Annotated in this window: 13 protein-coding genes; 11 read left to right on the forward strand and 2 right to left on the reverse strand. The window is 51.4% G+C overall.

Annotation, left to right across the window (positions count from 1 at the left end; all coding sequences use genetic code 11):
• The first annotated feature begins 63 nt into the window (after positions 1–63).
• From pfkA to R2I50_RS02220, 3 genes are all read left to right on the forward strand, one after another.
• A complete protein-coding gene (gene pfkA / locus R2I50_RS02210; protein ID WP_316607462.1) occupies positions 64–1,047 on the forward strand; it encodes a 6-phosphofructokinase in 984 nt (327 codons plus the stop codon).
• An 18-nt stretch (positions 1,048–1,065) separates the two neighbouring features.
• Positions 1,066–2,427, forward strand: coding sequence for a hypothetical protein (locus tag R2I50_RS02215; RefSeq protein ID WP_316607464.1), 1,362 nt, complete (start codon positions 1,066–1,068; stop codon positions 2,425–2,427).
• 78 nt (positions 2,428–2,505) lie between these two features.
• Positions 2,506–2,865, forward strand: coding sequence for a hypothetical protein (locus R2I50_RS02220; RefSeq protein WP_316607465.1), 360 nt, complete (start codon positions 2,506–2,508; stop codon positions 2,863–2,865).
• Between the two features lie 52 nt (positions 2,866–2,917).
• On the opposite strand, the gene sigE is transcribed toward R2I50_RS02220, so the two are convergent.
• Positions 2,918–3,619, reverse strand: coding sequence for an RNA polymerase sporulation sigma factor SigE (gene sigE / locus R2I50_RS02225; RefSeq protein WP_316607466.1), 702 nt, complete (start codon positions 3,617–3,619; stop codon positions 2,918–2,920).
• A 6-nt stretch (positions 3,620–3,625) separates the two neighbouring features.
• On the reverse strand, positions 3,626–4,408 hold the full coding sequence (locus tag R2I50_RS02230) for a sigma-E processing peptidase SpoIIGA (protein ID WP_316607467.1): 783 nt from the start codon (positions 4,406–4,408) through the stop codon (positions 3,626–3,628).
• A 240-nt stretch (positions 4,409–4,648) separates the two neighbouring features.
• Here R2I50_RS02230 and R2I50_RS02235 point away from each other — a divergent pair, with 240 nt between their 5' ends.
• The 8 genes from R2I50_RS02235 (at position 4,649) to R2I50_RS02270 (ending at position 12,629) form a co-directional block, all read left to right on the forward strand.
• The gene (locus R2I50_RS02235; protein ID WP_316607468.1) at positions 4,649–4,960 is read left to right on the forward strand and encodes a hypothetical protein; all 312 of its coding nucleotides are present in this window, start codon (positions 4,649–4,651) and stop codon (positions 4,958–4,960) included.
• A gap of 32 nt (positions 4,961–4,992) precedes the next feature.
• Positions 4,993–7,011, forward strand: a complete 2,019-nt coding sequence (locus tag R2I50_RS02240; RefSeq protein ID WP_316607469.1) for a V-type ATP synthase subunit I — start codon at positions 4,993–4,995, stop codon at positions 7,009–7,011.
• A gap of 1 nt (position 7,012) precedes the next feature.
• The gene (locus R2I50_RS02245) at positions 7,013–7,501 is read left to right on the forward strand and encodes a V-type ATP synthase subunit K (protein WP_316607470.1); all 489 of its coding nucleotides are present in this window, start codon (positions 7,013–7,015) and stop codon (positions 7,499–7,501) included.
• Positions 7,502–7,513: 12 nt separating this feature from the next.
• Positions 7,514–8,095 carry a V-type ATP synthase subunit E family protein gene (locus tag R2I50_RS02250; RefSeq protein ID WP_316607471.1) on the forward strand — a complete coding sequence of 194 codons (582 nt, stop codon included), beginning with the start codon at positions 7,514–7,516 and terminating at the stop codon, positions 8,093–8,095.
• A 13-nt stretch (positions 8,096–8,108) separates the two neighbouring features.
• Positions 8,109–9,077: a V-type ATPase subunit gene (locus tag R2I50_RS02255; RefSeq protein ID WP_316607472.1), complete on the forward strand. Its 969-nt coding sequence runs from the start codon at positions 8,109–8,111 to the stop codon at positions 9,075–9,077.
• Positions 9,070–9,390, forward strand: coding sequence for a V-type ATP synthase subunit F (locus tag R2I50_RS02260; RefSeq protein ID WP_316607473.1), 321 nt, complete (start codon positions 9,070–9,072; stop codon positions 9,388–9,390). Before R2I50_RS02255 ends, R2I50_RS02260 begins: the two co-directional genes overlap by 8 nt.
• A 97-nt stretch (positions 9,391–9,487) precedes the next feature.
• Positions 9,488–11,257: a V-type ATP synthase subunit A gene (locus R2I50_RS02265; RefSeq protein ID WP_316607474.1), complete on the forward strand. Its 1,770-nt coding sequence runs from the start codon at positions 9,488–9,490 to the stop codon at positions 11,255–11,257.
• Position 11,258: 1 nt separating this feature from the next.
• A complete protein-coding gene (locus R2I50_RS02270; protein WP_316607475.1) occupies positions 11,259–12,629 on the forward strand; it encodes a V-type ATP synthase subunit B in 1,371 nt (456 codons plus the stop codon).
• The last annotated feature ends 52 nt before the right edge of the window (positions 12,630–12,681 follow it).

Consider the following 12,681-nt stretch of genomic DNA (forward strand, 5'->3'; position numbering starts at 1 on the left):
CCGACGGTTTGTTGTATAATATTATTGGTTAACTATCATTTCTCTTTGAACGGAGGTTTTATTATGGCTAATAAATCAATTGCAGTATTAACGAGCGGCGGCGATGCCCCGGGTATGAACGCGGCTGTCCGTGCGGTCGTTAGAGCGGGTATCTACAGCGGTTTTGACGTTTACGGCGTATATAAGGGCTACAACGGTCTGCTGAACGGCGACGTCAAGAAGATGGATCTTCGCTCGGTTTCCGATATCCTCAGCCGCGGCGGTACGATCCTTTATACCGCTCGCAGTAAAAAGTTCATGCAGCTCGAGTATCAGCAGCAGGCGGCTGAGTTCTGCCGCTCACTGGGTATCGTCGGTCTTGTCGTTATCGGAGGCGACGGTTCTTTCCGCGGCGCTCGTGCATTATCGAACGCCGGCATTCCCTGTGTAGCGCTGCCCGGTACCATTGATAACGATATTGCATGTACCGATTATACCATCGGCTTCGATACCGCGATGAATACCGCGGTCGAGATGATCGATAAGATTCGCGATACCGCCCAGAGCCACGATCGTTGCTCTGTCGTCGAAGTCATGGGTCGTCACTGCGGCGACATTGCGCTTGAGACCGGTATCGCTGTCGGCGCTACCTCTATCATCGTTCCCGAGGTAGAGTATGATCTCGAAAAGGATGTTATTTCTCGTATTTATGAGCAGAAGGATACCGGAAAGAAGCATTTCATCGTCATCGTCGCTGAGGGCGTAGGCGGTTCACAGGAGATCTCTCATTATATTCAGCACCGTACCGGTATCGAGACCCGCGCTACCATCCTCGGCCATGTTCAGCGCGGCGGTTCTCCGTCCCTGCGCGACAGATTGATGGCGACCACCATGGGCGTAGCGGCGGTTGAACTGCTCCAGAAGGGCAACGCCGACGGTACCGTAGGCAATCGTGTCATCGGTTGGAGAGACGGTAAGATCGTCGATTATGATATCACCGAAGCGCTCGAGATGCCGCGTGTGTTCAATAAGCATCTCTATGAAGTCGCGATGAAAGTATCGATCTAAGGCTTTATTACGGATAAAATGGGTATTCATTATTTTTATAACTTTTGTATTTCCGATATCGACCGCGCAGATTTGCGCGGCGATATCCTTTCTGCGGTAAGAAAACGTTACTTTGACAGATTTGACCGTATCAGGGACAAAATAACCGTCGGCAGTGAGGATGAACCGCTGTTTTATGATTATGCGATCGAGAAGGACAAGCTGCTGCGCTGGACTGTCAAAAACAGTTCCGGTACGGTATTACAGGAGGTTATTCCGGCAGGCGAGGGGAAGTATTTTCTGTACTTCTACCGGGATCAAAAGCTGTACAAACGCTTGCTGTTCAGCCGCCTGCATACGCTTTTAAAGGCGGAATATACCGATGACGACGGTACTGTCTGCGCCTCGATCGAACCGCGAAAGGTTCAGGGTGGACTTTGCCTGCTCTATGAGAGCAAGGAATTGAAGGAACCGCTTGTGCTGTCTCCCGCACCGGATGTGAGCGATCCCATCCTTTCTGAGCGAATGAGAGAACGCTTTACCGACTATTCCGCTGTCGCTTCGACCAACGAGGGTATCGTTTACTTCTTGTCCGATCAGCAGACTTCATCTTTCAAAGCATTATTGGGAGAGGTTCAAGCGGAGCTGAACAGTGAGGGTGAAGAGAGCTTTATCGATGATATGCCCCTGTTCGAGAAGATCAACGCCAAGGATTTCAACGTCAAACGTAATCTTTCCGCTTCGCTTGATATCAGTCATGCGGCTGTATTCGGAGCACCTGTTGAAGAGGCAGAAGCACCTGTAGTTGAACCCGAACCTGTTTCTGAGTCCGGGAACGTCGCAGAGCCTGAGCCTGTTCCTGAAATCTCAGCTGATGAAGAAACCGCTCCCGAAGAGGAAGAGATTGAGGAGACCGAGGATAAGAAGACCGCTGAGCCCGATAAGATGATCATGGCTGACGGTGCGATGTACAGCTATTTCGGCAATCTTGATGATAACGGCAACCGTTCCGGCTACGGCAGAACGATGACCGATCTCGACAAAGTTGCATATGTGGGTAATTACGTCAATGATAAGCGTTCCGGAAAAGGCGCTTACTTTTATAAGGACGGTACCCTCTGCTACAGCGGTGATTGGACACAGAACGCCCGCCACGGTATCGGTATCGGCGTCAGCGCACGCGACGGCTCGATGCATATGGGCAACTGGAAGAACAATAAGCCCGAGGGCAACGGCGTCCGCATGACGGCTGACGGTAAGATCCTCTTTGTCTGCAAGGTGCTCGAGGACGGCAAGACGGTGCTGATGCATTATCTGCCCGATGAAACCGTTTTGATCACCAAGTATGATCGGGAAGGTAAGAAAATCTCTGAAAAAACCGTTTCTTTACTCGATTTTTAATAATTTGTAATCTATAGTAAATACTATTACCGTCGCTGTAATAAGCGACGGTAATTTTTTACTGTAAGGAGAATTATTATGAGAAGATTACTAGGCTTGATCTGTGCCGCTCTGATGCTGGCTACGGTGTTATCCGGCTGCATGACCGAGACGGAGCACAAGGTCAAGGAGGTCGCCAGTGAGGCGTCTTCCGGTTTGAAGAAGGCCGCGACCGAGATGGGGATAGACGATCCCGGTACTCGTAGGATCACCTCCACCGATGGTGAGAATATGACTGAGCGCGATTTGGGTGAAAATATCGAAGACGCTGTCGACAGCATGATCGAGGACGGTCAGGTTGAGGATGGCGACGGTAACGTCGGAGATATGGAGAACCGTGACGGTGACGGAAATATTGATGAGAATGCACAGGATCAGGCTTCTTCCGAGAACGAATAAGCAGAATCACATAAGATATCGGCTGCCGCGTTTATCACGGCAGCCGATATGCTTATACCACCTTCTCCAGATCGGCTTTCAGCTTGCCGATGATTTTTTTTTCCAGTCGGGAGATGTAGGATTGTGAGATGCCGAGCATGTCGGCGACCTGCTTTTGCGTATGCTCTCGGTTACCGTTAAGTCCGAATCGCAGTTCCATAATCATTGCTTCACGGGTATTCAGGCGACTGACAGCCTCCAGTAATTGTGTGCGCTCCGCTTCCTGTTCGATATCCGCGCTGACGGTATCACTCTCTGATCCGAGAATGTCGCTGAGTAGAAGTTCGTTGCCGTCCCAGTCGGTTGAAAGGGGTTCTTCTATTGAAATCTCATACTTGCTCTGGGTAGTTTTACGCAGAAACATGAGGATTTCGTTTTCTATACAGCGTGAGGCGTAGGTCGCCAGCTTTATATTGCGGTCGGGTGAGAAAGTGTTGACCGCCTTGATCAGTCCGATCGTCCCGATGCTGATCAGATCTTCGATATTGACGTTGCTGTTCTCAAACTTTTTCGCTATATAAACGACTAACCTCAGGTTGTGTACGATCAGCGGTTCTCGCGCTTTATCATCGCCTTCCCTGATTCGCTTTAGGATAACCGCTTCTTCGTTCTTGGTAAGGGGCGGCGGGAGAGCGCCGGCGCTGTTGATGTAGTAAACGCTGTTAGAGAGAAAGAGAAAACGCAGCTTAAAGATCAGATTTCGTATAAATTGCATGTTGTATCACCTTATGATGTCAGAATTGATAATTGCATGGAAGTTATGGTTCAGTTCGCTGATACAGGCGATGTAGACCTGCTGATCGACGGATTCTTTGTCGATGGTTACGCAAGCGGCTTTGACTGCTCTCAGATAGGATGATCCGCCGACGGTAGAGTAGGGAACGATCCGTGCCGGAAGCTCCTCGGACAAGGTCATGACCGTGCTGTCAACGATAATGACGGGGGCTTTGGAAAACGGCTCGATCAGGTTGCAGCCCGTGTCGATCTTCCCGATACAGAAATAGTCTCGACCGTTTACCTTAAATGACAGCGGTACGACGGTTGATTTGATTCTTTCGCGAAAGAGTTTGTTACATAACAATAAGATTAGATAGATTACTGCCGATAAAAGAACGAGAACAAGCGGATTGACCTGAAAGTACGGAACGTCATTGACGATCAGCATTCGCGGCGGCTTGAATATCTGATAGAATAATATCACCGCGCCGCAGTAAACCATCGATACACAGAAGGTCATCAGCAGCGCTCTGAGATAAGCTCCCTTTCCGTGATAACCGAAGGTTACCGCGGTCAGCACGCATGATGATACGCTCCTGATCAACAGCAGAAACCAAAAACTGTCAAAATTCAAAAAGATACTTAACGAGAACAGCGCCCCGATAAACGCTCCCGTAATCAGCCTCCACAAGCGGCATCGCCGCTTGAGCAGTGCGTCCGCTGTCATCAGCACAGCGTAGTTGAAAACGGTATTGATAAATAACAGAACATCTACATATACTGTCATGCCGACCTCCGTTATTGTTTGTAGTTATTATGACACAGGAGATTTGCAGTTCATGTCAAAGCGCCTTTGCATTTTCTTGTAATAATATGATTGGATTGCGTATAATACCGTTTTGATCGGGAAAGTCATGCTGATTTTATTGACAATATGCAGAATTTGTACAAAAATCAGAAAAAACATTTGACTTAACAGACTTTAGAGGTTATTATAAACTAGAATACGCTATATGGTGGTGATTAGATGGCTGGTTCCACAATAGATAGAGTCAGAGAGGCGGAGCTGAAGGCAAATGAAGCCCGAGAAAACGCGGAACTCAGGGCGCAGCAGTTGATCGCCGACGCCGAGAGACACGCCGACGAGCTGATTGCTCAGGCTAAGGTCAAGGCAGCTGAGCTTGATACCCGCGCTGCCGATGAGGCAAAGAACCGCGCCGATGCGATCGTAAAGGAACGCAAGGCTCAGGCTGAGGCAGATGCTCAGGCTCTGACAGAAAAAACGATCAAGAATAAACAGAATGTGATCAATAAGCTTATCCGAGAAACATTGGTTTGATTTGATAAGCTTAAAGCAGTAAGGAGGGCATAATGGCAATGCTCAGAATGCAGCGCGTCAACGTGTATGCGCTGCTCAAGTACTGCAAGGATATTCTGGAGGACCTGCAAAGGCGAGGCGTTATCGAGATCGAAAACGTCGATATCGAGGACAGCGTCTTTTATAAAGACGATACCTCCGCTTTTCAGGCACAGTATAACGGCATAGCAAATACCGCCAAGCAGGCGCGCGAGATCCTCGCGAAGTACGCGCCGCAGAAGAAGGGATTGCTCGATTCCTTCAAGGGTCGAAAACAACTTACCCGGGCGGAGTATAATAAGCTTGCCGACGACGCGCCGGATATCCTTCGCGCAGCCTACGATATCCTATCGTATCAAAAGAATATTGAACAGAATGAGGCGGAGAAGATCAAGTATCAACAGCAGCTCGAGATGATTAAGCCATGGCTGGCGCTCGATGTGCCAATGAACTTCTCCGGAACCGCAACGACCAAAGCTTTTATCGGTAAGTTTGCTCCGCCGAAGACGAGTGAACAGATTACGACGCAGCTTGCGGAGTATCTTTCGGGCGATGAAGCGTTTGATATCGAGACCGTGTACAGCGATAATAACCAGAGCTGTGTGTTTGTCCTGACCTCCAAGAAGGATTCGGATGCGGTCGGCGACGCGCTCAGGCGGATCGGCTTCGAATACCCGCCTTATGTCTCGACCGTTACGCCGCAGAAGCGGGAGAAAGAGATCAACCGCCATATCAGCAACCGTGACGGTAGGATCTTGGAGAACGAAAAAAATATCAAGGCACTCGAGAAGTACTACGATAAGCTCGCCTTCCTCGAGGACTACTACACCATGAAGTCCGAACGGTATAAGGCTTATGACGATATCGCGACCTCGAACAACACCTTCGTGATGACGGGATACATCCCCGAGCCCGACGCAAAGAAGCTCAAGGATTACCTCGAAACTACCTACGATGCAGAGGTCGAGCTGGAGGAAGCGGGCGATAACGCTCCCGTAAAGTTGAAAAACAACAGATTTACGGAGCCGGTTGAAGGCGTTCTCGCATCGTACAGCTACCCCGATCACCATGAAGCCGATCCGACCTCGATCATGGCGATCTTCTATTACCTTTTCTTCGGAATGATGTTTTCCGACGCAGGCTACGGTATTGTGATGGCGCTCGCGTGCGGTATATGCCTGCTGAAGTTCAAGGGAATGGAACCGGGGCTCAAACGCTCGATGAAGATGTTCTTCTGGTGCGGCGTTTCCACCACGTTCTGGGGACTGATGTTCGGCTCGTTCTTCGGCGACGCGATCCCGGTCATTTCGAATACCTTCTTCCACACCGAGCCTCCCGCTATCCCCGGTTTGGTCGTACCGCTGTGGCTCAACCCTGTGTCCGATCCCATGAAGGTGCTGATGGTTTCATTCCTCTTAGGTATTATCCATCTGTTTGTGGGTCTCGGTATCATGGCATATAACAATATCAGAAACAAGAATTACCCGGCGGTCATCTATGATGTGGTCAGCTGGTATCTTCTCGTAGGAGGCGCGATTCTGGCGCTGCTTTCGACCGACATGATGGGGGATATCGCAGGCTTCACTTTACCGGGTATCTACCTAAAGATCGGCGGAATCATGGCTGCCGTGGGAGCCGTGATCATCGTCCTGTTCTCCGGAAGGGAAAGTTCCAATCCGTTCATCCGGCTTTTAAAAGGCGTCTACGGACTGTACGGCGCTACAGGTTATCTGAGCGATATCCTTTCCTACAGCCGATTACTGGCTTTAGGCATGGCGACCGGTATCATTGCTCAGGTCTTCAATCTGGTCGGCACGATTCTCGGAGACAGCCCGATCGGCGTGGTCGTCTTCATCCTCGTGTTCCTGATCGGACATACGGTGAATATCGGTATCAACGCGCTCGGCGCGTATGTACACACCAACAGATTACAGTTTGTTGAATTCTTCGGCAAGTTCTATACAGGCGGCGGAAGAGGTTTCAACCCGTATAAAATCAATACAAAGCATTATACAGTCAAGGAGGACAAATAATATGTCAGCGTTTTTTCAGAATTCAGGTTTATTCTTCGCACTTTTAGGCGCAGCTTTTGCGACACTCATGGCGGGCATCGGTTCCGCAATCGGCGTAGGCAAAGCAGGCGTTGCAGCTTCCGGCGTACTGGCTGAGGAGCCTTCGCTCTTCGGTAAGGTACTGATCTTCCAGCTGCTGCCCGCTACACAGGGTATTTACGGCCTGCTTGTCGGTATCCTCATCCTTTCTAATGTCGGCCTGATCGGCGGTGCAAAGGAGGTCACTGCGCTGCAGGGTCTGCTGTATTTCGCGGCATCTCTGCCGATCGCATTCTGCGGACTGTATTCCGCAATCTATCAGAGCAAGTGTGCCGTTGCGGGTATCGGAACGGTAGCGAAAAAGCCCGATCAGTTCGGTAAAGCGATCCTGATGCCGGCAATGGTCGAGACTTACGCGATCCTTGCACTGCTGATCTCGATGCTTGCGATCATCGGCATCGCCGGCATGTAAGCGGAGAAGAATATGTCCGGTATTGATAAGATAATCGAACAGATCGAGCTTGATACCAAGGATATCTGTGATAAGGTGATTGCCGAAGCGCAGAAGAAGGCTGACGCGATCATCGCCGAGGCTCAGGTAAAGGCTCAGTCTATTGCCGCAGACGGTAAGGATAAAACTGCCGCCCGTGTGGCTGATATCAAAAAGCGCGGCGAATCCGCCGCTGACCTCGAAGAAAAGCGCGTGATGCTCTACACCAAGCAGAGCATCATCCAAACGATGCTCAACGAAGGACTCAGCGCTGTAAAACAGCTTCCCGACGACGAGTACTTCGACCTGATCGCTAAGATGGTCGAGAAGTACTCGATGCCTGAGAACGGCGAGATACTTTTCGGTGAGAAGGATCGCAGGAGAATGCCGGCCGACTTGCCGGAGAAGCTCTCGGGTATCGCTAAGGGCTCGCTAGCACTTTCCGATGAATGTGCCCCGATCGACGCGGGATTCATTCTGCGTTACGGCGGCATTGAGCAGAACTGCTCTTTCGACGCGATCTTCGCCGGTGAGGCGGAGTCGCTGTCCGACAGAGCGGGCAAGCTGCTTTTCTGATCGGAGGATGACTATGCAGCAGGACTACACTTATGCTGTGGCGCGCATCCGCTTCCGTGAGACAAGGCTTCTGAATGACGGCGATCTTCTTTCGCTTCTTTCCGCGAAGGATACGCCGTCTGCGATCCGTTTGCTCCGCGATAAGGGCTGGGGCGATAATAACGACGTCAAGGATTCCGAAGCACTCCTTTCTCTCGAAGAGAAGAAGCTTTGGGATTTCATCGATGAAATTGTCACCGAGCAGAGAGTTTTTGATTTTCTGCGTGTTCCGAGTGATTTTCATAACCTTAAGGTCGCAATCAAGTGCGTGACCCGAAATGAAAAGCCCGACGGCATGCTTCTCTATAACGCGGTATGCGATCCGTTAGAGATATTCGACAGTATCAGCAAGCGTGAATATCAACATCTGCCTGAGTTTTTGCAGAACTGTGCCCGTGAAGCGATGACTGTGCTGCTCCAGACCTCCGACGGTCAGCTTTGTGATATGATCATCGACAAAGCGTGTATGGAGCATGTTGTCGCTCTCGGAAAGCAGAGCGATAATGAGATCATTCGTCTGTACTGCGAGCTGTTCGCGGCTTCGGGCGATATAAAGATCGCTGTACGCTCGGCGAAAACCAAGAAATCTCATGACTTTATCCTCAGAGCAATGGCGGAGTGCGACTCCCTTGATATTGAGAAGCTTTCCGCAGCCGCGGCGCTTGATTTTGACGCGATCATCTCGTATTTGAACTTGACCGATTATAAGGGCGCTGTCGAGGCGATACGCACCTCAATGTCCGCTTTTGAAAAGTGGTGTGACGATTATCTGACCGAGGTGATGCGTTCCCAGAAATGGGAGCCATTCGGAATCGGTCCTATCGTTGCCTATATTCTAGCGCGTGAAAATGAGATGAAGGCGGTGCGTTTGATCCTTTCGGCAAAGATTAACAACCTCTCTGAGGAAACCGTCAAAGAAAGACTGAGGAGCATGTATGTCTAACAGGATTGCCGTTGTCGGCGATAAAGAGAGCATCTACGGCTTTGCTGCCCTTGGACTCGACCCCTATGTCTATGAAGAAGGGGAAGAGGGAACTTTGATGTTCAAGAAGCTCTGCCAGAACGAGAGCTACAGCATCATCTACGTGACCGAGGCAGCCGCCATGACCCTTGATAAAGAAATAGAGAAGTACCGCAGCGCGCCTTCGCCCGCGATTATCCTGATACCCGGCGTGTCGGGTAACACCGGAGAAGGACTCAGCGCGGTTCGCCGTTCTGTCGAAAAGGCAGTCGGCAGTGATATATTTAACGATTAGTCAGAAGTCGGTAATCAGAATTCAGCACGGAATGACGCTGCTTTGGATCAGATAGCGTCAGCTTTTCACTTCTGACTTTAATAAAGGACTGATATTTATGAGTACAGGTGTAATTAAGAAGGTAGCGGGTCCGTTGGTCATCGCCGACGGTATGCGCGACTGTAATATGTTCGACGTTGTACATGTATCGAATATGAACCTCATCGGCGAGGTTATCGAGATGCACGGCGACCGCGCCTCTATCCAGGTTTATGAGGAGACTTCGGGTTTAGGTCCCGGAGAGCCCGTGGTGTCGACCGGCAACCAGCTCAGCGTTGAGCTCGGTCCCGGACTGATCGAAAGCATCTACGACGGTATCCAGCGCCCCTTGGACGATATCATGAAGGTCAGCGGCAACAACCTCAGCCGCGGCGTCTCTGTGCCTGCTCTGAAGCGGGACAGAGTATGGCAGTTCAAGGCTGAGAAGGCTGTCGGCGATAAGGTCGAGCCCGGCGACGTGATCGGTACCGTCCAGGAGACCGAGATCGTCCTACACAAGATCATGGTTCCCGTCGGAATGGGCGGTGTGATTAAAGAGATCAAGAGCGGTGAGTATCATGTCACCGATACCGTAGCTATTACGGAGAATGAGAAGGGCGAGCGCTTTGAACTCACTCTCATGCAGAAGTGGCCTGTCCGTATCGGCAGACCCTATAAGCAGAAGCTCTCGCCGGATATGCCCCTGATCACCGGTCAGCGCGTCATTGATACGCTGTTCCCGATTGCTAAGGGCGGCGTCGCTGCCGTACCCGGTCCATTCGGTTCGGGTAAGACCGTCGTACAGCATCAGCTCGCGAAATGGGCTGAGGCTGATATCGTCGTCTACATCGGCTGCGGCGAGCGCGGCAACGAAATGACAGACGTTCTGAACGAATTTCCCGAGCTGCTTGATCCTAAGACCGGTCACAGCCTGATGGAGCGTACCGTACTGATCGCCAACACCTCCGATATGCCCGTTGCGGCACGTGAGGCTTCGATCTACACCGGTATCACCATAGCCGAGTACTTCCGCGATATGGGCTATTCCGTCGCATTGATGGCGGATTCCACCTCCCGCTGGGCTGAGGCGCTGCGTGAGATGTCCGGTCGACTGGAAGAAATGCCCGGTGAAGAGGGCTATCCCGCTTATCTGGGTTCCCGCCTTGCTCAGTTCTACGAGCGTGCCGGTCGCGTTATCACACTCGGCTCTGACGAAGAGGAAGGTTCCCTGTCCGTTATTGGTGCGGTATCGCCTCCCGGCGGTGATATCTCCGAGCCGGTATCTCAGGCGACCCTGCGTATCGTCAAGGTGTTCTGGGGTCTCGACGCGGGACTGGCGTATAAGCGCCATTTCCCGGCAGTCAACTGGCTGACCTCCTACTCGCTGTATGTCGATACGATGGCGAAGTGGTATCAGGAGAACGTCGCGTCTGACTGGATGGATCTGCGTGCGCGCATCATGCATCTGCTGCAGGAGGAGAGTGAGCTTGAAGAGATCGTTAAGCTCGTCGGTATGGATGCTCTGTCAGATACCGATCGTATCAAGCTCGAGGCGGCTCGTTCTATCCGCGAGGACTTCCTCCACCAGAACGCTTTCCATGAGACCGATACCTATTCCACGCTCAAGAAGCAGTATCATATGATGCAGCTGGTCATGGCGTTCTACGATAAGAGCACTGCCGCTTTGTCAAAGGGTGCTCAGCTCGATCTGCTGATTAACATGCCGATCCGTGAGCGCATCGGTCGTTTCAAATATGTAAAGGAAGACGAGATCGAGACTGTCTATGATGACATTCTCCACAATCTCGATATCGATATCGATCAGATCATCAAGAAGGGGGATGAGTGATATGCCGAAGGAGTACAGAACTATCGAAGAGGTAGCGGGTCCTCTGATGCTTGTCAAGGGCGTCAGTGACGTCAGCTATAACGACCTCGGTGAGATCGAACTCGCCTCCGGAGAAGTTCGCCGCTGTAAGGTGCTTGAGATCAACGGCGAGGAAGCTTTGGTCCAGCTGTTCGACTCCGCCGCCGGTATCAACCTCTCCAATTCTAAAGTCCGTTTCTTAGGCAAGTCGATGGAGCTCGGTGTTTCCACCGATATGCTTTCTCGTGTATTCGACGGTATGGGTAAGCCGATCGACGGCGGTCCCGATATCCTGCCTGTCAAACGCATGGATATCAACGGTCTGCCGATGAATCCCTATGCCCGTAATTATCCTCAGGAGTTCATCCAGACGGGTGTTTCCGCGATCGACGGACTGAATACGCTCGTCAGAGGCCAGAAGCTTCCGATTTTCTCCGCATCCGGTCTGCCGCATGCTCAGTTGGCGGCTCAGATTGCCCGTCAGGCGCGTGTTCGCGGTACCGATGAGCAGTTCGCTGTTGTTTTTGCCGCGATGGGTATCACCTTTGAAGAGAGTAACTACTTTATCGAAAGCTTTAAGGAGACCGGCGCGATCGACCGTACCGTCATGTTCGTGAACCTTGCGAACGACCCTGCGATCGAGCGTATCTCTACGCCCCGTATGGCGCTGACCGCCGCTGAATATCTCGCTTTTGAAGCCGATATGCACGTTCTCGTCATCATGACGGATATCACAAACTACGCCGACGCTTTGCGTGAGGTTTCCGCCGCGCGTAAGGAAGTCCCCGGTCGTCGCGGTTATCCCGGCTACATGTACACCGACCTTGCAACGCTTTATGAGAGGGCCGGACGACAGAAGGGTAAGAAGGGCTCAATCACCCTGATCCCGATTTTGACCATGCCCGAGGATGACAAGACCCATCCCATCCCTGATCTGACCGGTTACATCACCGAGGGTCAGATCATCCTCTCCCGTGAGCTGTACCGCAAGAATATCGCGCCGCCCATCGACGTTCTGCCGTCCCTGTCCCGACTTAAGGATAAGGGTATCGGCGAGGGAAAGACCCGTGCCGATCACGCGAACACGATGAATCAGCTGTTCTCCGCGTATGCCCGCGGTAAAGACGCTAAGGAACTGATGGTCATTCTGGGTGAGTCCGCTCTGACGGATATCGACAAGCTGTACGCACAGTTTGCCGATCGCTTCGAGAAAGAATATGTCTCTCAGGGCTATGAGACAAATCGCTCGATCGAAGAGACCCTCGATCTCGGCTGGGAGCTCTTACGCATCCTCCCGAGATCCGAACTCAAGCGTATCGATGATAAGTACCTCGATATTTATTACGAGAAGTGACGAGCGGACTTTATCCGCACCCGATTTCTCTATTTTCCATTTTCCGAATTTC

This window comes from uncultured Ruminococcus sp. (genome assembly GCA_902785355.1).
Classification (GTDB): Bacteria; Bacillota; Clostridia; order Oscillospirales; family Acutalibacteraceae; genus Ruminococcoides.

Coding starts and splice junctions, on each gene's coding strand:
- pfkA (WP_316607462.1), top strand. CDS start 64: ATGGCTAATAAATCAATTGCAGTATTAACGAGCGGCGGCGATGCCCCG.
- R2I50_RS02215 (WP_316607464.1), top strand. CDS start 1,066: ATGGGTATTCATTATTTTTATAACTTTTGTATTTCCGATATCGACCGC.
- R2I50_RS02220 (WP_316607465.1), top strand. CDS start 2,506: ATGAGAAGATTACTAGGCTTGATCTGTGCCGCTCTGATGCTGGCTACG.
- sigE (WP_316607466.1), bottom strand. CDS start 3,619: ATGCAATTTATACGAAATCTGATCTTTAAGCTGCGTTTTCTCTTTCTC.
- R2I50_RS02230 (WP_316607467.1), bottom strand. CDS start 4,408: ATGACAGTATATGTAGATGTTCTGTTATTTATCAATACCGTTTTCAAC.
- R2I50_RS02235 (WP_316607468.1), top strand. CDS start 4,649: ATGGCTGGTTCCACAATAGATAGAGTCAGAGAGGCGGAGCTGAAGGCA.
- R2I50_RS02240 (WP_316607469.1), top strand. CDS start 4,993: ATGGCAATGCTCAGAATGCAGCGCGTCAACGTGTATGCGCTGCTCAAG.
- R2I50_RS02245 (WP_316607470.1), top strand. CDS start 7,013: ATGTCAGCGTTTTTTCAGAATTCAGGTTTATTCTTCGCACTTTTAGGC.
- R2I50_RS02250 (WP_316607471.1), top strand. CDS start 7,514: ATGTCCGGTATTGATAAGATAATCGAACAGATCGAGCTTGATACCAAG.
- R2I50_RS02255 (WP_316607472.1), top strand. CDS start 8,109: ATGCAGCAGGACTACACTTATGCTGTGGCGCGCATCCGCTTCCGTGAG.
- R2I50_RS02260 (WP_316607473.1), top strand. CDS start 9,070: ATGTCTAACAGGATTGCCGTTGTCGGCGATAAAGAGAGCATCTACGGC.
- R2I50_RS02265 (WP_316607474.1), top strand. CDS start 9,488: ATGAGTACAGGTGTAATTAAGAAGGTAGCGGGTCCGTTGGTCATCGCC.
- R2I50_RS02270 (WP_316607475.1), top strand. CDS start 11,259: ATGCCGAAGGAGTACAGAACTATCGAAGAGGTAGCGGGTCCTCTGATG.